The organism is Blautia sp. AF19-13LB (genome assembly GCF_003479105.1).
GTDB lineage: Bacteria > Bacillota > Clostridia > Lachnospirales > Lachnospiraceae > Fusicatenibacter > Fusicatenibacter saccharivorans.
In genome coordinates this window covers 34,773-53,377 of record NZ_QUGO01000007.1, presented here as the reverse complement: position 1 = coordinate 53,377, position 18,605 = coordinate 34,773, and the positions used below count along the sequence as shown (strand labels likewise).

Below are 18,605 nucleotides of genomic sequence, written 5' to 3'. Positions count from 1 at the left end.
CTTTTTGATAGATTTACTTCTTTTTATTTACCGTGTAAGCCCAGCGATGCAGCGCATCGTGCGTGATCAGTTCCTTGAGCCCACAGATGGTACAGAGGTCATAATACTGGGAAAGCTGCACCGGACAGCCGAGCTGTCTCGAAAGATAGCGGTCAATGTTCGGAATCCTTGTGCTTCCGCCGGTGATGTAAATACCCTCTTTCTGGATATGATCGTGGATCTGCGGCGGTGTACGCTCCAGCGCATGCTTGATTTCCTCGCCGATCTCATTAACACCGGAAAGGAGTGCTTCGTTTACGAGGGAAGAAGTAATGATCCCTTCCATTGGAAGACCGGATGCACCATCTACGCCGCGCACCTTCCGCGCCTCTTTTTTGTCTGTTCCAAGATCCGCCAGCGCAATCTTGACACGTTTGGCTGTTTTGGAGCCAATCTGGAAATTGTTTTTGCGGCGGTTCAGATTGCATATCGATTCGTTGAACTGTTTTCCGCCTACCGGGATGATTCTGGAAAAAATAACCCTCGCGTTGGCGATAACAGAAATCTCTGTGCTCTGCGCTCCGATGTTGACAATCATGGAACCCTTCGTGCGGTTGATCGGAATGCCAAGTGCCAGCGCATCCGCGATTGGTTTATCCACAAGATACATGCGGCAGTTTTTTAAGGCTCCCTTATGTGCAATCGTATAATAAGAACGCCGTTCAATCTCTGTCATATCGCAGGGAACTGAAAAATACAGCTCCGGGCGGTATCCCATGTGGCGCGTACAGCGATGGAGAAGCGTGTGCAAAACGGCTTCTACCATCAATACATTCGCAATGCGTCCGTTGCTCATGGGGGTAATTACCTCGATATTGGAAGGCGTTCTCTCGTGCATTTCATATGCGTAATTTCCAACGGCAATCACCTGTTCGCGGTTGCGTATGGCAATCATATTTTTTTCTTTTGTGATTGTGTCTTTCTTCAGGTCATAGATTTTGACGGTACTGGTGCCAAGGTCTATGCCGTATACATTTCGAATCTGCATCGTGCTCCTTTAACTTGTTCCCTTCCTTTGGGCATTTCTGCCTCGGATTTTCGGGATCAGATTCCCTGTTCCAGCATACTGGTATAACAGTGATCCCCGATAATAATGTGATCCAGCAGGGTAATGCCGAGCATTTCGCCCGCCCGCCGGATCTGCCGTGTCACGGTAATATCGTCACCGCTTGGTTCCGGGATTCCGCTTGGATGGTTGTGAACCAGCAGAATATGAACCGCACGGAACTGCAGTGCCGCAAGAAAAAGCTCCCGCGGCGAAATCATCGTCGCATTGACCGTTCCTCTTGTGATTTCCTTTTCTCCGAGAAGCTGATTTTTTGTGTCCAGCATCATGCAGAGAAGAACCTCCTGATCCTCGTGGCGGAGACGTTCCATGTAATAATCCGCAATGGAAGCCGGATCATGAAAGCAGAGACCTTTTCTTGCTCCGGCCGCGGCCATTCGTTTGGAAAGCTCACCGATGCACTGGAGCTGGATCGCTTTTACTTCCCCGACTCCGCGGATCTGCAGAAGTTCCTGTCTTGTACAGTGATAGAGTCCTAACAGGCCCTCCTCTTTTCCGGGAAGGGAAAGAATTTCTCTTGCGAGCTCCAGGGATGTTTTTCCCCTTGCCCCACATCGTAAAATGACAGCCAGAAGCTCCGCGTCGGAAAGGCTTTCCGGGCCGTTTTCCAGGCATTTTTCATATGGCTGTTCCATCGTCGGCAGGTTTCGTAATCCATTTTTTCTCATGTATTCCTCCCACCACTCTTCCGGGAATTTTCATGGAATACATTGGTTTGAATCACCCATCATTCTAGCACAACTTTCCGCAGATGTATAGGAATTATGAAAAATTCATATATTTTTTTGCAATTTCCTCTGCCGTTTTTAATCCGTCCATGGCTGCGGAAGTGATGCCTCCCGCATAGCCTGCGCCCTCTCCGCACGGGTAAAGACCGGTAAGCGACGGACTTTCGAGCGTTTCATTTCTTACAATGCGGACCGGTGACGAGGTACGCGCTTCCACGCCGGAAAGAACGGCGTCCGGACGGGAAAAGCCGTGGATTTTCCGCTCAGATGCACGAATGCCTTCCACAAGGGAGTCTCCGATAAACGTCGGAAGAACTTCCCGCAGATTGGCGAAAGTCCATTCTCCGCAGATGGAAGGGGTTACCTCTCCAAGTGCTGTAGAAACTCTGTTTTCACAGAAATCACCAAAAAGCTGCACCGGAACTTTGCCTTTTCCGGCTTCCCACGCAGCGTGTTCAAGCGCTCTCTGGAATGCCACACCATCGAGTACGTCCGGCGTTCCCTCTACATGGTACGGGCGGTAGTCTTCCGGTGTTACGGTGACAATCATAGCGCTGTTCGCATTTTTACCTTCCCGGTCAGAATAACTCATACCGTTGACGCAGGTGCGTTCCGCTTCCGAGGATGCGTTGACAACATAGCCGCCGGGACACATGCAGAATGAGTACACACCTCTTCCGTTTTCACACTGATTGGTGAGCTTATACGGTGCTGCCCCAAGGAAATCCGGTGCCTCCGGTCCGTACTGATCCTCCGTGATCATCTTCTGCGGATGCTCAATGCGGACGCCGACAGCGAAGGATTTTGCTTCCATGGAGATCTTATTTTCGCAGAGTTTAAAGAAGGTATCGCGTGCAGAGTGGCCGATCGCAAGGACTGCAGTCTCCGCGGCAATCTTCTCGGTTTCATTGACGGTTACAGAAGTGAGTCTGCCGTTTTCAATCCCAAAGTCCGTCACTTTTGCTCCGAAACGGACTTCTCCGCCCCATGCCTCGATCTTTTTCCGCATCGTTGTCACAATTCCGATGAGCTGATCGGTGCCAAGGTGCGGTTTCTGATCGTACAGAATTTCTTCCGGTGCCCCGCATTCCGTGAAGATCCGGAGTACCTCACGGTTTCTGCCGGATGGATCCTTCACCGAAGTGTTTAATTTTCCATCCGAAAACGTACCGGCGCCGCCCTCTCCGAACTGTACGTTCGATTCCGGGTTCAGAACGCCGGTTTTCCAGAACGCATCGACACTTTTCTTTCTCTGTTCTGCAGATTCGCCGCGCTCCAGAACGAGCGGACGGTAGCCATGCTTTGCGAGAACATAGGCACAAAAAAGTCCTGCCGGACCGCTTCCGATAATAACCGGCCGGTGAACAAGAGTCTGTTCTCCAGATTTTGGGAACACATATGGCTTTTTCTCCGCTTTTACGATCTGGTTATTTTTCGCCTTCCGCAGTACGGCATTCTCATCTTTTACTTTTACATCAAGCTGATAAACGTATTTTAATTCGGATTTCTTTCTGGCATCAATTGAGCGGCGTAAGAGCTCAATTTCCTGCAGATCGTGTTTTCCGATTTTCAGTGTTTTTCTTATTTTCTGTTCCAGTTCCTCCTGTGTGTGGGTGACTGGAAGCTTTAATTGCTGTATCCGAATCATGAATGTTCTCCTGCTGCAGCTCTTCCGGCTGCACTTCCGCTGGACCAGGCCCACTGGAGATTGTAGCCGCCGCAGACGCCGTCGACGTCCAGGGCTTCTCCCGCAAAGAAAATACCAGGGTGCTGTACCGATTCCAGAGAATCCGTAAGCTGGTCGAGCGTGATGCCGCCCGCACACACCTGGGCTTTTCCAAAGTCGGTCTGGCCGGTGATCTGTAAACGATATGATTTGATGGCGCCTGCCATTTCTTCCGGAATCTTTTTCTTTCCGATCAGAACCGGAATGAGTTTTTCCGGAAGAAGGCCGATCAGAAGCTCTTTTGGCGCTTTATACGGGCAGATTTCCTGCCGTCTGACAAATTCTGCAGTAAGCTCCGATTCCGTCAGTTCCGGAAAGAAGTCTACGAGAAGTTCAGCGCGTTTTTTCTGCATGCAGGCGCGCACAGCGAACCGGGAAATCTGGAATACCGGGATGCCGGAGACACCGTAGTCGGTAAGCTGCAGCTCTCCCTGTTCCGTCAGAACCTCCTGATTTTCAACCAGAAGCGTAATCTTCGCGCGCACCCGAACACCCGCCCAGGAGGAAAACTGGTTTCCTTTGCAGCGGAGCGGGCAGAGGGCCGGGAAAAACGGAATCGAAGCGAGCTGAAGCTGATCGGCAAATCGAAGTGTATCTCCGTCGGAACCGGCGATCTGGGAAGCACAGCTTCCGCAGCAGATGATGACGCTGTCAGCCGGGTACTGCCATCCTTCGGTGCGCACCAGATAACCATTTTCGGCTTTTTCCACTGCAACAGCCGTTTCCCGTGTCTTGATTTTTACCTTTCGGAATCTGGCTTCCAAAATCAGCAGCTCAAGAACGGACTGTGCCTGCTCGCTGGCCGGATAAAGCCAGCCTTCACGGCTCCGGATGCGGATGCCGAGCTGTTCAAAAAACTGTTCGGTGTCCTGTTCGGTAAACTGTTCGAGAACCCGTGATGCACGCTCCTGATTTCCCGTGCGGTAGCACGATGCATCCTGATAACGATTGGTAAAATTACACCGTCCGTTTCCGGTCGCAAGAAGCTTTCTGCCCGGTTTATCGTTCTTTTCCAGAACGGTGACCGCGGCACCGAGACGTGAGGCCCAAATTGCCGCCATCAGTCCGCTCGCGCCGCCGCCGATAATTACCACATTTTTTGCCATTATAATGTCACCATACCGGCATCGACGAGTTTCTGAAGACTCATCAGAATACCGAATTTTGCGTGCTGCCACGTAAGCCCACCCTGAAAATAGACAGCGTACGGCGGTTTGATCGGGCCATCGGCAGAAAGTTCAATGGAAGAGCCCTGCACGAAAGCGCCAGCTGCCATGATAACTGGGCTGTCGTAACCTGGCATATCCCAAGGTTCCGGGGAAACGAAGCTGTCGACCGGGGCAGCTGCCTGGATACCCTGGCAGAATGCGATGACGCCTTCCGGTTTTCCAAAGGTTACCGCCTGAATGATGTCGTGACGGCTCTCGGTTCCGTTTGGAACAACGGCAAATCCCAGTTTCTCATAAACATTTGCAGCAAAGACAGCACCTTTTAATGCCGCTGCGGTAACGGTCGGTGCCAGGAAGAATCCCTGGTAGAAGGAACCGTTCACACCGAGTGTTGCGCCAACCTCTTTTCCAAGTCCCGGGGAGAGCAGACGGTATGCTGCATTTTCCACGTACTTTTTCTTTCCAACAATGTAACCGCCGGCCGGAGCCAGTCCGCCGCCCGGGTTTTTGATCAGGGATCCGACCATCAGATCTGCACCGACATTGGTCGGTTCAATCGTCTCCACGAACTCGCCGTAGCAGTTATCGACCATACAGATGACATCTGGTTTGATATTTTTAATAAATGCAATCAGTTCACCGATGCGGGTAACAGAAAGCGTCGGTCTGGTCTGATATCCTTTCGACCTCTGAATCGTCACCATCTTTGTCTTTTTGTTGATGGCATTTTTGATTCCTTCGTAATCGAAAGAGCCGTCCTCTTTTAAATCTACCTGGCGGTAAGTTACGCCATATTCCGCAAGAGATCCGACGGACGGGCGGATGCCGATCACTTCCTCAAGGGTGTCGTACGGTTTTCCAACAGGAGAAAGCAGTTCGTCGCCCGGGCGGAGATTTCCGGAAAGCGCCGTTGCAAGCGCATGGGTTCCGCAGGCGATTTGCGGGCGTACCAGTGCATCCTCAGTGCCGAAGCACGTTGCATAGACCTGCTCCAGCGTATCACGTCCCAGGTCATTGTATCCGTATCCTGTGGTTCCATATAAGCATGCCTCGCTGACCTTGCTTGCCTGCATGGCGTGGATGACCTTTAACTGGTTGTATTCTGCGATTTCATCAATTTTTGCAAAACGCTCTTTTAATTCTTCCTCAATTTTCGTTCCAAATGCGAAAACCTCTTTGGAAATGCCAAGTGTGCTGTACATAGCAGCTTTTTCTGTCAACATGATTGTTCTCCTTCTTCCTTTGCATCGGCCGAAACGATTTCGTTCCAGCGATCCAGCATATATGATAATATTTTTTCTTCGTCGTAGTCAAAATCCGGCTTGTTCAGCCAGATCACATCCTTTTCCCGTCGGAACCAGGTCAGCTGCCGTTTGGCAAAATGACGGGTGTCCCGCTTGATGATATAGACGGCCTCCTCCAGCGTGCATTCGCCCGCAAGATACGGGAACAGTTCTTTGTAGCCCAGTCCCTGCATGGAGACAAGATCTCTTGTGTATCCCATTTCTTTCAAACGGAAAACTTCATCAACCAGTCCGTCGCAGATCATCTGATCGACGCGCCTGTCAATGCGGTCATACAGAATCGAACGTTCGTCGTTCAGCACAAAATAAGCAGAACAGTACGGAGATTCCTTCTGCTTCTGCTCCTCGTTGTGCTCCGAAATCTTCTGTCCTGTCTCGTGATAATATTCCAGCGCCCGGATTACACGTTTTACATTATTCGGGTGAATCGTCTCCGCGGAAGCAGGATCAACCTCGGAAAGTTCCCGGTACAGTTCTGCCGCGCCTTCCTCCGTTGCTGCTTTTTCTTCCAGCTGTTTCCGGATCGGCAGTTCACCGTGCGATTCCGTAAAATCAACTTCTTTTAAAAGCGCCTGGATATAAAAGCCGGTGCCGCCCGTCACGATCGGAATCTGTCCGGCGGCGTATATTTTTTCCATCGCTTCATGCGCCAGTTCCACAAACTTCACGACGTGAAACTCTTCGGAAGGATCGAGCACATCGATCAGATAATGCGGAACGCCGCACATCTCCTCCGGGCGGATTTTGGCAGATCCGATATCCATATGGCGGTAGACCTGCATGGAATCCGCGGAGATAATGGCCCCATTCACCGCTTGGGCAAGCGAAATCGACAGCTTCGTCTTGCCGACAGCGGTCGGACCGGTCAGGATAATCAAAGGTTTTTTCAAAAAAATCACCTACACAATTCTCTTAAATTTCTTTTCCAGTTCCCGTTTCGAGAGGGAAATGATCGTCGGCCGGCCGTGCGGGCAGTGATACGGATCTTCGAGCGTCAAAAGCTCGGCAATGAGCTGCTCCGCCTCTGCATAGGAAAGATGATTGTTGCCCTTTACGGCGGCCTTGCACGACATCGTCGCCAGACGGTCTTTTAAAATCTCCAGCGGCTTTTCGCGGACCTCCTCAAGATTGTCGAGAATCTCGATAAACAGCTCCTCCGTCGCAATACCGTACAGGTTGTGCGGCACGGCGTTGATCGCATAGTCTTTTCCGCCGAACGGGGAAATTTCGTAGCCGAAGGACTGGAAAACGTCCATGTAACGGGTCACAAGATCTGCTTCCTGCGGCGTTAAGGAGACGATCAGCGGAGGACTCACCATCTGGGAGGTGACGTTCTTTTCCCGGTAATTTTTCATCATCCGCTCGAACAGTACCTTTTCGTGCGCGGCATGCTGATCGATGATGTAGAGATTCTCGCCGTACTGAATCAGCCAGTACGTATCGAAAACTTGGCCGATGATGCGGTGCGATTTCTCTGCCTCCGGGGTAAGAAACTGCTCATCAAAGAGCTGCATCTGGCCTTCTGGCTCAGGCGAAGCAGATACAGATGAGGATTCTTCCGGCATGGAAGATACCGTTGGAGCTACATCTGGCTCCTGCTGATGCTGTATTGCGTCCGCGTTTGAGAGGTCTGCCGTCTTTGGCACGTTTCCTGCCCCCGGCTCAAACAGTTCTTCCTCTTCCCGCGTCATTCCCGTCATCTGCTGAACCGGCACATACGTTTTCGCTGCGCGGTATCCATTTCGTTCCACCTCCGGGAAAATTGGCATTCTTCTGCTCTGGCTGGAAACCGGCTCCACCGGAAGGGACTGCCGTGCAAAGCCTTCTTTTACCTGCCGTTTCTGCTCGAACGGTTCCGGAACAACAATCTGTTCTTTCCGTGCCGCTTTTTCCTCTGCTTTCCGTTCCCTGTCGGAAGAAAGCGAAACCTTCACAATCTGCTCCCTGTGATTCAGCGCACCTGAGATCATATCGCGCATCTGGCGGTAAATCTCCTCCTGATGAGAAAAACGAAGTTCCATCTTCGTCGGATGCACATTGACATCCACCGCCTCTCCATCCATCTGGACATAGAACAGCGTAAACGGATATTTATGCTGCATCATCGATGTTTGATATCCGTCCTCAATCGCACGGGCGAGCAGCTTGCTCCGCACATACCGTCCATTCACGTAATAATTTTCAAAATTCCGGTTTCCCCTCGAGATCACCGGTTTTCCGATAAAGCCGTCGATCGTCATCAGCGGGCTTTCCGAGTGAATCTCGATCAGCTCCCGCGCGATGTCGCGGCCGTAAATATTATAGACCAGTTCTTTTAAATTCCGGTTGCCGCTCGTATGGAGCTTCACCTGTGAATTCACCATATATTTAAACGAAATCCCCGGGTGCGACAGCGCAAGCTGCTCCACAACGGAAGTCACCGCATTCGCCTCCGTAACCGGCGTTTTTAAGAATTTCTGACGAGCCGGCGTGTTGTAAAAAAGATTCCGGACCAGAAAGGTTGTTCCGGTCGGGGCACCGACCTCCTCATTGGCCTTCTCCGCGCCGCCCTCAATCACATACCGCGTTCCCGTCAGCGCATCCGGCGTTTTCGTAATCATCTCGATCTGCGCAACCGCCGAGATACTCGAGAGCGCCTCGCCGCGGAAGCCAAGAGATGCAATCTGCACGAGTTCTTCCACGGAACGGATCTTGCTCGTCGCGTGGCGCAGAAAAGCGAGCGGCACCTGTTCGGCCGGAATGCCGCTTCCATTGTCCGTGATCCGCACCAGCGAGATACCGCCGTCGCGGATTTCCACGGTGATCGCCGTCGCACCGGCGTCCATTGCATTTTCCACCAGCTCCTTTACCACGGAAGCCGGCCGTTCCACGACCTCACCGGCCGCAATTTTATCGATCGTATTCTGATCCAGTACTGCTATGGTAGCCATGTTGTTCCTTTCTGTTTCGGATTGATTCTAACTTATGTTCTGATCCAGTATTCCCCTATTTCCAGCGGTTTTTCACCTTTCCCTGGAAACGGTACAGGGTATTTAAAGCATCCATCGGTGTCATATTCGAGATATCAAGCTCCGAGAGCTCTTTGATGATATCATCGTCCTGCACCGTATCGAACAGCGACATCTGTGCCATATCGACCTCGTCGTAGTGAACCGGCTTTGCCTTCGGTTTTTTCTGCATGGTCAGATCCTTGACCGCAGCAGTGATATCGGCATCGCTCAGCTGCTCCACCAGCTCCTGCGCCCGGGAGAGCACTGACTCCGGCACTCCCGCAAGACGCGCTACCTGGATACCGTAGCTCTTATCTGCGCCGCCCTGTACAATTTTACGCAGGAATACGATATCGTCGCCCTTTTCCTTAACGGCAATACAGTAGTTGTGCACGCCCGGAAGCTTTCCTTCAAGCTCAGTCAGCTCATGGTAATGCGTAGCGAACAGTGTCTTTGCGCCGAGCAGCTTCGGATTCGCCACATGCTCAATCACAGCCCAGGCGATCGAAAGACCGTCGAACGTACTCGTTCCTCTTCCGATCTCATCGAGAATCAGCAGACTGTTCGAGGTTGCATTCCGAAGAATATTTGCCACCTCCGTCATCTCAACCATAAACGTACTCTGGCCGCTTGCCAGGTCATCGGATGCGCCGACACGGGTAAAGATCCGGTCCACAATACCGATGTTTGCCTTCGAAGCCGGAACAAACGAACCGATCTGTGCCATCAGCACAATGAGGGCCGTCTGGCGCATATACGTCGATTTACCGGCCATGTTCGGTCCGGTGATGACGGAAACGCGGTGGTCACCGTTGTCAAGCAGGGTATCGTTTGCGATAAACATATCGTTTGGAATCATCTTCTCGACCACTGGGTGACGGCCGTCCTTGATATCAATCTTTCCGCGACTGTTCAGCTTCGGACGCACATAGTGGTTGTGCTCGGCAACGTAGGAAAGCGATGCATACACATCGAGCCGTGCCAGAGCCTGCGCCGTGCGCTGAATCCGCTCCGCCTCACCGGCAACCGTATCGCGCACCGTACAGAAAAGATCGTATTCCAGCGCATACAGTTTATCCTCCGCACCGAGAATCGTATCCTCGAGTTCCTTCAGACGCGGGGTAATGTAGCGCTCCGCATTCGTCAACGTCTGTTTTCTCGTATAGTAATCCGGGACAAGATCTTTAAACGAGTTCGTGACCTCCAGATAATAGCCGAATACCTTGTTGTATTTGACCTTCATATTTTTGATTCCGGTTTTCTCGCGCTCGCTTGCCTCCAGCTCACTCAGCCACTGTTTTCCCTCGGTCTTGGCGTGACGGTAATTATCGACCATCTCGTTATAGCCGTCCTTGATCATACCGCCGTCGCGCATCAGATACGGCGGATCATCGACGATTGCCGCATCGACAAGCTGATAGAGGTCTTCCAGCGGGTCGAGATCCTCCTGAATCTGCGCCAAAGCGCCGCCGTCAAACGAGTTTAAGAGCTGCTTGATGTAAGGCAGCATCTGCAGCGACGATTTAAAGGCGATCAGGTCACGCGGATTCGCGGACTGGTAGCTGATTCTTCCGACGAGACGCTCGAGGTCATAAACCGGACGGAGGTATTCACGGATTTCCTCGCGGATCATCGCCTGCCCCGTTAGAGCCTCTACAGCATCGAGCCGTGCGTTGATTTCCTCCTCGTCGATCAATGGCTGCTCTACGTAGCTTCGCAGAAGACGTGCGCCCATCGCCGTGCGGGTTTTATCGAGAACCCAGAGCAGGGAGCCGCGTTTCTGCTTCTCCCGCAGCGTTTCCACCAATTCCAGATTCCGGCGGCTGGAGCTGTCGATCAGCATATATTTGTCTGTCACATACGGTGTAATCGAATTCATGTGAGACAGATCCGATTTCTGTGTCTCGTGCAGATACTGGAACAGCGCACCGGCTGCAATTGTTCCGCAGTTGTAATCGGCGATGCCAAGGCCTTCCATCGTAGCAGCATGGAACTGTTCCTGCAGCGTACGGCGGCAGATATCATCGTCGAAATACCAGTCTTCCAATGCATTCACGCAGATATGAAGGCGGGTTCGAAGATCCTCCACATCGATCCCGCAGAGCAGGAACGACTGATTGCAGATGATTTCCGCCGGCATAAACTTCGTGATCTCATCCACAAGGCGGCGCGGCTTGTCCATTTCCGTGACGAGGCACTGGCCGGTCGAGATATCTGCTGTAGAGATACCGAAGCATCCCTCCATGCAGACGATCGACATAATGTAGTTGTTCTTCGTCTCATCAAGTCCCTGCGGGATCAGCGTCGTACCCGGTGTGACAACGCGGATGACTTCGCGCTTTACCATGCCCTTTGCCTGTTTCGGGTCCTCCATCTGCTCGCAGATCGCAACCTTATGGCCGTTCTCTACAAGACGGTTGATATACCCTTCTGCAGCGTGATACGGGATACCGCACATCGGAGCGCGCTCCTCCATGCCGCAGTCCTTTCCGGTCAGCGTAAGCTCAAGTTCTTTGGATACCAGGGTGGCATCCTCGAAGAACATTTCGTAGAAATCACCTAAGCGGTAAAACAAAATGGTATTAGCCGGGTCAGTCAAGCCCGTCTTCGTCTGGCAATAATGTACCATCATAGGCGAAAGCTTCTCACACTGATCCAGCGCATCCTGTGCTGTCACAGGCCGCGTGGACATCAGTGCCGGCGCTTTTACCGCTGTGTTTTTTGTTTCTGTATCGTTCATTTGTATTTCATACCTTTTCTCAAAAATAAATATAAGAAGTATAACAAACGTTATACCTGCACAATTTTAGCATGAAACCAGAAATTGTGCAAGATTCACAAGCGTATAAAATGCCCCCTTCCTGTCAGTGGTTTTTTCTCAAAACCAGCCGTCCAGGAAGCGAGCATTCCCTTTAATTTTTCTTTTTTTGTCTCCATTTTGAGAAAGACGAACCAATCAACAGGATCAGCACAAAAACAACGGCAACCGTTTCATAAATCTGCACGCCGGTGTTGACAGGATTGTCGTCAATTGAGCGGTAATCGCGCTCCAGACGCCACAGCATCGCCATCCGGTCCATGAAATCAATCTGCCGCGTGCCGTCCGTCTCGGTCTTAAAGACGGCACAGTAAAGATTCGTGTACCACTGGTCAAGAAGACTGACCCCTGATCGCCCGATCTTTCCGCTGCCGATCTCCTCGTCATTTTCATCATACAGAATCCTGCCGCTTCTCGAACTCTGGTAATCGAGCGGCGTTTCATCTACATCAAGGAAAATCAGTCTTGTATCTTTTCCATAGGAGGTATCCACATACTGCTCCTGCGCATAGCCAAGACACGTACCGGATGCGTCGTAATAGCCGTACGTCGTGCCGGAGCCTTCTCTGTCATTGATGGGCTCATCCTCCACATAGTCAATCGAAAACCACTCCTCCTCGTTGATATAGACCGTATTCTTCTGAAGATAGCCCGCCACTTTTCCGTCTGCCACAATCTTCGTCTTTCGTTTACTTCCATACAGGTCAAAGTAGATTTCTATGGTTTCTGCCGATGTAAGCGCCTCTTTTGCCTCATCCGCAGTTGCAAACTCAGATTCCGGCACTTTTTCTTTTCCGCAGCCGCCAAGCACCAGAGCGGCGGCAAGAAAAAGACCAGCGGCTGTATATATTCTCTTTTTCAACTGCCTTTTTCCTCCGCCTTACTTGTTATCTTTGTAATACTCATTTGCCTCATCGTACATCATATCGAGCAAGGCGTATTTATCCTGGAAATCCATCACCTGCGTACCGTTATCCTCCAGGTTCACATAGAGATTGCACTGTGAACCGGACCAGTCCATCTCTTTTTTCGCAGAACCGATCACCGTTCCGCCCTCTGTATAAATGGTATGTCCATCCTCTGATGCGTAATATGGTTTTTCGTTCAGATCTGCATCGAGAAAAATAATGTAATACGCTTCCGGCATCTGATCCGGTGTCGTCACGCGCTCCTGTGCATAGCCAAGCAGGTTGTTGTCCGGATCATAGAATGCATAGGTAGTAGCGGATTTTGTCATCTTATTGATTTCTTCGTCCGTCACAATTTTCATATGGAACCATTCTTCGCCGGAAATAGAGATCGTCCAGGTCTGATCAAAGAGACCGCTGTTTTTCATATACGCGGCAGCCTTTTCATCCGCATAAATGTTTCCCGAAGCGTCAACGTTATCCAGATCACAGCGCATGCGGACGGACGAAGCCGATGCAAGGGCTTCTTTTGCCACATCCGCGTTTTCATACCCTAACTTTTCTTCTGCCGCCGAGCAGCCGCACAGAAGCAGAAGTCCTGCTGTAAAACCCAAAAACAATTTTGTCGTTTTTCTCATAGATTCCCCTCTCTTTCTTTTGTCAGGACCGATTGGAAAGACCGCCGTCCTTGTCGCGTGCCAGTTCTCTTGCCGCCATCACAGCGAGTGCGGTCAGCTGCGGCAGATATTTTGCATCGTAGACAATCAGAAACGCATTGTCGAACATGATGTTTCCGACGGTAAGATCCATATTGTCGACGATGGCGCCGATCATAGTTCCGTTCAGTTTTACCGAGTAATTGTGGCCGATGGAGCCGGCGTATTCCCGGAGTTCCAGTTTTCCCTCCGGCAGTTCCATCGAGAACTGATCCCGTACGAGTGCAAACTGCTTTTTCAACACACCATACGGCTCGCCGTACAGATAAAAACGGTAGGTCGGCAGCGCGTGGAGCAGTTCCTTCGTCATGCGGAAGATTTCGGTGTGCATCGCATCGTAGATATAAAATGTTTTCAGCGGCACGGTGCTGTCGATCTCGTAAACCAGGTTTCCGTCTGTATCCTCCAGATCGAAATGCTGGCCCGTCAGGCGGTAATCCTCCGTGAAAGTGTAAATCTGGGACGCCGAAATCTTCTGAAACGGCTGTACCGTTCCGGTTTTGACGAAATGCTCCAGATTCGCTTTTAATTCGCTCTGGAACATCATCAGATCGGAATGGTAGCTTAGATGGTCTGCGAGGTTCTCTGCAACATCTTCATGAATCGGATACACGGGTGTGGTGAGTTTCTTTTTGATAAAGCCTTCGATGAAGGAATATCCCAAATAACCGACATGACCGTCTTTGGTCAGCCAGAAGTAGAGATATTCTCCCTTGGCGTCCGGTCCGAAAACGAGTGCTTTCTGCCGCATCGTGTAGAATTTTGCAAGCCATGCAGAACCGAACGGTGTATCGACGTTCTTGTAAGCCTCATAAAATTCTTCGATTTTCCGCGGCTTCTCCATGGAGATCATGGCAATCATATCCGTCATGGAATTGTAGTTCTCCGGGGTTGCCATGGACCAGATGGCAATGCCGAAAATCAGGACAACCGTGGCGATGGTGAGTGTGATCGTCTCTCCGTAGCCGACCGCCATCAGATAGATGCCCAGCAGCGTGACAGCGCCGCCTGCGATGCGGAATTTCCATTTTCTCTTTTTCAACTGAATACCGCCTCCTCTCTTTTCGTTACTTTTATTGTACTTGCTCCCCTTTTTTGTGTCAATTGAAACTCGCTCCTCCGCTCTATTTTGTTCTGCCTGGCGGGACAAAGAAAGCGTGTCGGCGCATCTTTTTTTGTCAGAATGCATCCGGCACGCTTTGTTTCAAAAATTTAATGAACGAAAAGAAATTATGAAATTGGAATCACGCGTCCCGTTTCTGCCATAGTTCGGTGGGAAATGGAAATTACGGTACGGTTTTTGGAAACCCTTTGCAATGCATTTAATACCATTTTTTCCGTCTCTGCATCAAGGTTTGCGGTAATCTCATCGAGGAGCAGAATTTCAGGCTCCGCTGCGGCTGCACGGGCAATCGAGAGGAGCTGCCACTGACCCTGTGAGAAGAGATCCTGTGTACAGATCGTATCATATTGGTCCGGAAGCGCCTCGATGGTCTTTGCAAGTCCGGTCAGCTCTGCTGCTTTTTTTACATCTGTATCCGAAATCTTTGCATCATACAAAGTAATCTGGTCTTTTACCGATCCCGGCACCATGTGGAACGACTGCTCCACATAGCCGAAAACCTTTCGTTTTTTTGCATCCGGCAGATCGACAGATGGAACACCCCAAATCAGAACCATTCCTTTCTGTGGTTCATATAAACCGAGCAGCAGTTTGAAAATAGTACTCTTTCCGGCACCCGTTCGTCCCAAAAGTGTTACCTGCTCGCCTTTTTTGATCTGCAGACTTACATCGTTTAAGATGACCTGGCTTTCGTCATATCCAAACGTCACATTTTTTAGCTCAGCCGCTATGCCGTAATCTGTATTTTCAGTCAGCGCAGCCGGCTCTTTCTTCTCTTCCAGGCTGTAAAATTCATTGATTCTTTCCATACCGGCAAACGCAGACTGAATTGTCTGGATTTCCATACCAAGACTTTCGACCGGAGCAAAGATCTGGGAAATATAGTTTATAACAGCAACGGCGGTTCCGGCGGACATGCCGAACAGCTTTAAAACGGTCGGATTGCCGGAGGCCGAAAGCAGCATGACAACAGCAACAACAATGGCATTTAAAATCAGGATGACCGGAGAATAGACGGCATCGTAAAAATTGGTCTTCTCCATTGCGCTGTAGCTGTCATCAATATAGTGCGCATACTGCTGCTCCATATACGTCTCTTTCTGCAGACAGTGAATGGTACGGATGTTGTGCAGCGTCTCTGGAACGTGACCCGAAGCACGGCTGACTGCACGGCGGTTGGCAATCTGGGAGGCCAGCATGTTTTTCTGAACATAACGGGTAAAGAGGAACAGAACAGGGAGTAAAATAATCAGAACAATCGTAAGTCCACGATTAGTCACCCAGATGACGGCAAGAATGCTTAAGATTTTGCACGCATCGGCAAACATACTGATGATCCCGGAGGTAAACAGGTTTTCCACTGTGTCGATGTCACCGACAAATCTTGATACGAGAGCGCCCGGCTCCTGGCGGTTCAGCTCGTTGGCGGAAAGGCGTCCGAACTTTTCCATCAGACTGCTTCGGAGTGCATGTGTAATTTTCTGGCCGAATACCGTCAGAAGACTCTCTCGTGCCGACTCCAGAAGACCCGTCAGGGCAAGAAGTCCGAAATACAGCAGAATTCCTTCCATCCAGAGGGTATGCTTCTTTGTCAAAAGGTCAATCAGCTGTGCCAGCACAAGAGGCGGGAGCAGTGCGAAAATAACCGCACCGCAGACGACTCCCAAAAGTGCGGCTGATAAAACGCCGTGTTTTCGAACGGTTTCTTTGATTACCCGCAATACAGATTCTTTCTTTCGCATCAAAAGCTGCCTCCCTTCGTCTGGTTGCTGCAGAGCTCTGCGTAGGACGGAACCGTTGCAAGGAGTTCCTCATGTGTGCCGACCTTCGTATGGCACTCATCCATCCAGATGACCTGATCCATCTGGTCGAACAGATAGAGGCGATGGGAAATGAGGATTATAATAGAGTCTTTTGCCAGCTCCTTTAAATTTAAAAAAATTTGTGCCTCCGTCTCTTTGTCGAGTGCCGAAAACGGATCGTCGAGAACCAGAACCGGCCGTTTGTGGTACAGGGTTCGCGCAAGGGCAAGGCGCTGCGCCTGACCACCGGAGAGGCGGATACCGCCCGTTCCGACCAGAGTATGGATTCCGTTTTCCATTGCTTTCACTTCATCTTCCAGGCAGACGACTCGGATCATCTCCTCTGCGCCCTCTTTTCCCCCGAGACGGATATTCTCTTCCACGCTTCCATGGAACAGCTCCGGGTCATGGCCAAGATAACCGACCATGCGGTTCCGGTCTGCTTTTTCCATTTTTCCAAGTTCTTTTCCGCCGAAGGTGATGCTTCCCTCATACGGCGACTCGCAGAGAAAAGTCTTTCCAAGCGTTGACTTTCCGCATGCGACAGGTCCCGTTACACCGATGATCTGGCCAGGAGCCGCCTGAAACGACAGGTCATGGATGATCTCTTTTCCGTTTGGATAGGCAAAATGCAGGTGATCGACGTTAAGCTCTGCAGGTGCTGCGGCCGGAAACTCCGGTTCGGCTTTCGAATTTTGCAACAGAGGTTTGATTCGTTTCCAGGAAACCTGCGCTTTATGTACCGCATTAAAAAGCTTTGCTGCGCTCGATGATTTGGTGGCAAGCTTCGTGTAGCAGGACAAAAATGTGGTAAATACAGCAATGGTCCACGGTGTCCAACCCTCATGCAGGACGTTTCTGCCTCCAAAATACAGGATAAACAGAATGCTCGTCATCGAGATCATACGGTAAATCGGCGGCATAGCTGTGTTCCAGATATTGGCGCGCACAGCGGCAGATTCGTAAGCCGAAAGATTCTCCTCATAAGCGGCCTTTCTGTCCTCCTCACAGCCAAAGACACGATACGTGATGGCATTTGTCGCACGGTCCAGGGTTGCAGCACTTAATGCACCCGACTGTACCTTATAGGCAGCGCCCGTTTTCTGTACCATGACCTTCATCTTTTCGGCAATCACGTAGGAAATGGGTGGAAAAATCATGCAGAGAAGAGCCAGGCGCCAGTCGTACCAGAGCAGCATACACGCATAGGCGAGAAGAGCAACACCGGTATCAAAGATTTCCGTTGTAAATTTCCGCATTCCTTCTACGCAATCGTCTACATCGAGAATGGCCTTCGTCAGTACATTTCCGGTACCTTCCGCTTCCAGCTCCAAACGGCTTTTGCGAACCAGCGTTCCGTAAAGAATCTGCTTCATATGCCGGTTGACGTTGTTGGCAAATCTTCTGACATAGAACCGTTTGAAATAGCGGGAAACCTGCACAATGCCAATACTCACGACATAGGCCGTGACCAGCATCAGCATCTGGTGGAAGGTTCCTGTGCCGCCGAGGAGATCAACCAGCTTTCCTGTCATTTTTCCCTCAAACCAGGGGCCTGCAAGAAGTCCCAGATTATAGATGAGACCGGAAACCGTAACAAAAAAGAGAATTTTCCATTCTTCCTGAAAGTAAGAGAGCATCCGGTTCGGGCGAAAGGTTTCATCCTTCATCGCTGCTGCCTCCTTCTGCTGTTGCTTTTATTGTTTTATCTGCTTTTTCACTTAAAATTTTTGAAAGTTCCGCAAAATGATTCTGCCGTTCTCTCTTCGATTTCCAGTACAGCTTGTCCAGTGTTTCGCAGAAGCTTTCTGCCTCCTTTTCCGGAAGCTCCAAAAGCAGCCATTCATAAAAAACCGTTTCAATTTCTGCTTTGGAATTTTTCAAAGTTTCTGCTTTTTCCGTAGCATACAGAAGCTGGCTTCTGCCGTCCCACGGATTCGGTTTCCGGATCAGATATCCCTTTGCCTCAAGGCTTGCAGCGCGTCTTGCAGCGGCTCCTTTATCAATCTTTAACTGTTCGCGCACTTCCGTCTGCGTGATGCCCGGATGATGGCGCACCAGATGGATAAAGTCAAATTCTGCTGTGCCGATGCCCTCTTCTTTCATTGCCTGAACCGTAAATTTCCCGGCTTCCCGCGCTATTTTTGTTATTTTCCGTTCTGTTGGATCCATTTTTCTGTTCCTCCTGTCCATTCTCAATCTGTTTCAAATAGATG

14 protein-coding genes are annotated in these 18,605 nt (G+C 50.6%); all 14 read right to left on the bottom strand.

The window, feature by feature from the left end:
- Positions 1–13: 13 nt before the first annotated feature.
- Complete coding sequence (locus DWX32_RS08580) at positions 14–1,027, bottom strand: rod shape-determining protein (RefSeq protein ID WP_055217830.1); 1,014 nt, start codon at positions 1,025–1,027, stop codon at positions 14–16.
- A gap of 56 nt (positions 1,028–1,083) precedes the next feature.
- The gene (radC, locus tag DWX32_RS08575) at positions 1,084–1,773 is read right to left on the bottom strand and encodes a RadC family protein (protein ID WP_022462847.1); all 690 of its coding nucleotides are present in this window, start codon (positions 1,771–1,773) and stop codon (positions 1,084–1,086) included.
- A gap of 94 nt (positions 1,774–1,867) precedes the next feature.
- Positions 1,868–3,481 carry an NAD(P)/FAD-dependent oxidoreductase gene (locus DWX32_RS08570; protein WP_055228138.1) on the bottom strand — a complete coding sequence of 538 codons (1,614 nt, stop codon included), beginning with the start codon at positions 3,479–3,481 and terminating at the stop codon, positions 1,868–1,870.
- Complete coding sequence (locus DWX32_RS08565) at positions 3,478–4,665, bottom strand: NAD(P)/FAD-dependent oxidoreductase (RefSeq protein WP_173827227.1); 1,188 nt, start codon at positions 4,663–4,665, stop codon at positions 3,478–3,480. The genes DWX32_RS08570 and DWX32_RS08565 overlap by 4 nt, the downstream gene beginning before the upstream one ends.
- On the bottom strand, positions 4,665–5,951 hold the full coding sequence (locus DWX32_RS08560; protein WP_055228136.1) for a methionine gamma-lyase family protein: 1,287 nt from the start codon (positions 5,949–5,951) through the stop codon (positions 4,665–4,667). The genes DWX32_RS08565 and DWX32_RS08560 overlap by 1 nt, the downstream gene beginning before the upstream one ends.
- Positions 5,945–6,922: a tRNA (adenosine(37)-N6)-dimethylallyltransferase MiaA gene (gene miaA, locus DWX32_RS08555; RefSeq protein WP_117509148.1), complete on the bottom strand. Its 978-nt coding sequence runs from the start codon at positions 6,920–6,922 to the stop codon at positions 5,945–5,947. Before miaA ends, DWX32_RS08560 begins: the two co-directional genes overlap by 7 nt.
- Positions 6,923–6,931: 9 nt before the next feature.
- Positions 6,932–8,962, bottom strand: coding sequence for a DNA mismatch repair endonuclease MutL (mutL, locus tag DWX32_RS08550; protein ID WP_118640617.1), 2,031 nt, complete (start codon positions 8,960–8,962; stop codon positions 6,932–6,934).
- Positions 8,963–9,017: 55 nt separating this feature from the next.
- The gene (gene mutS, locus DWX32_RS08545) at positions 9,018–11,654 is read right to left on the bottom strand and encodes a DNA mismatch repair protein MutS (RefSeq protein ID WP_118640618.1); all 2,637 of its coding nucleotides are present in this window, start codon (positions 11,652–11,654) and stop codon (positions 9,018–9,020) included.
- Positions 11,655–11,934: 280 nt separating this feature from the next.
- Positions 11,935–12,702: a hypothetical protein gene (locus DWX32_RS08540; protein WP_022461039.1), complete on the bottom strand. Its 768-nt coding sequence runs from the start codon at positions 12,700–12,702 to the stop codon at positions 11,935–11,937.
- Between the two features lie 18 nt (positions 12,703–12,720).
- Positions 12,721–13,386, bottom strand: a complete 666-nt coding sequence (locus DWX32_RS08535) for a hypothetical protein (RefSeq protein WP_055228134.1) — start codon at positions 13,384–13,386, stop codon at positions 12,721–12,723.
- 22 nt (positions 13,387–13,408) lie between these two features.
- Entirely contained in the window at positions 13,409–14,506 is a 1,098-nt protein-coding gene (locus DWX32_RS08530; protein ID WP_117508921.1) for a hypothetical protein, read from the bottom strand.
- A 188-nt stretch (positions 14,507–14,694) separates the two neighbouring features.
- Positions 14,695–16,329 carry an ABC transporter ATP-binding protein gene (locus DWX32_RS08525; RefSeq protein WP_117812797.1) on the bottom strand — a complete coding sequence of 545 codons (1,635 nt, stop codon included), beginning with the start codon at positions 16,327–16,329 and terminating at the stop codon, positions 14,695–14,697.
- On the bottom strand, positions 16,329–18,059 hold the full coding sequence (locus DWX32_RS08520; RefSeq protein ID WP_117812798.1) for an ABC transporter ATP-binding protein: 1,731 nt from the start codon (positions 18,057–18,059) through the stop codon (positions 16,329–16,331). The genes DWX32_RS08525 and DWX32_RS08520 overlap by 1 nt, the downstream gene beginning before the upstream one ends.
- Positions 18,049–18,561 carry a MarR family winged helix-turn-helix transcriptional regulator gene (locus DWX32_RS08515; protein ID WP_022461532.1) on the bottom strand — a complete coding sequence of 171 codons (513 nt, stop codon included), beginning with the start codon at positions 18,559–18,561 and terminating at the stop codon, positions 18,049–18,051. The genes DWX32_RS08520 and DWX32_RS08515 overlap by 11 nt, the downstream gene beginning before the upstream one ends.
- Positions 18,562–18,605 lie beyond the last annotated feature (44 nt).

Excerpts from the sequence above, each read along its gene's own strand:
- DWX32_RS08580 (WP_055217830.1), bottom strand. The coding sequence starts at position 1,027 with ATGCAGATTCGAAATGTATACGGCATAGACCTTGGCACCAGTACCGTC.
- radC (WP_022462847.1), bottom strand. The coding sequence starts at position 1,773 with ATGAGAAAAAATGGATTACGAAACCTGCCGACGATGGAACAGCCATAT.
- DWX32_RS08570 (WP_055228138.1), bottom strand. The coding sequence starts at position 3,481 with ATGATTCGGATACAGCAATTAAAGCTTCCAGTCACCCACACACAGGAG.
- DWX32_RS08565 (WP_173827227.1), bottom strand. The coding sequence starts at position 4,665 with ATGGCAAAAAATGTGGTAATTATCGGCGGCGGCGCGAGCGGACTGATG.
- DWX32_RS08560 (WP_055228136.1), bottom strand. The coding sequence starts at position 5,951 with ATGTTGACAGAAAAAGCTGCTATGTACAGCACACTTGGCATTTCCAAA.
- mutL (WP_118640617.1), bottom strand. The coding sequence starts at position 8,962 with ATGGCTACCATAGCAGTACTGGATCAGAATACGATCGATAAAATTGCG.
- mutS (WP_118640618.1), bottom strand. The coding sequence starts at position 11,654 with ATGATGGTACATTATTGCCAGACGAAGACGGGCTTGACTGACCCGGCT.
- DWX32_RS08535 (WP_055228134.1), bottom strand. The coding sequence starts at position 13,386 with ATGAGAAAAACGACAAAATTGTTTTTGGGTTTTACAGCAGGACTTCTG.
- DWX32_RS08525 (WP_117812797.1), bottom strand. The coding sequence starts at position 16,329 with ATGCGAAAGAAAGAATCTGTATTGCGGGTAATCAAAGAAACCGTTCGA.
- DWX32_RS08520 (WP_117812798.1), bottom strand. The coding sequence starts at position 18,059 with ATGAAGGATGAAACCTTTCGCCCGAACCGGATGCTCTCTTACTTTCAG.
- DWX32_RS08515 (WP_022461532.1), bottom strand. The coding sequence starts at position 18,561 with ATGGATCCAACAGAACGGAAAATAACAAAAATAGCGCGGGAAGCCGGG.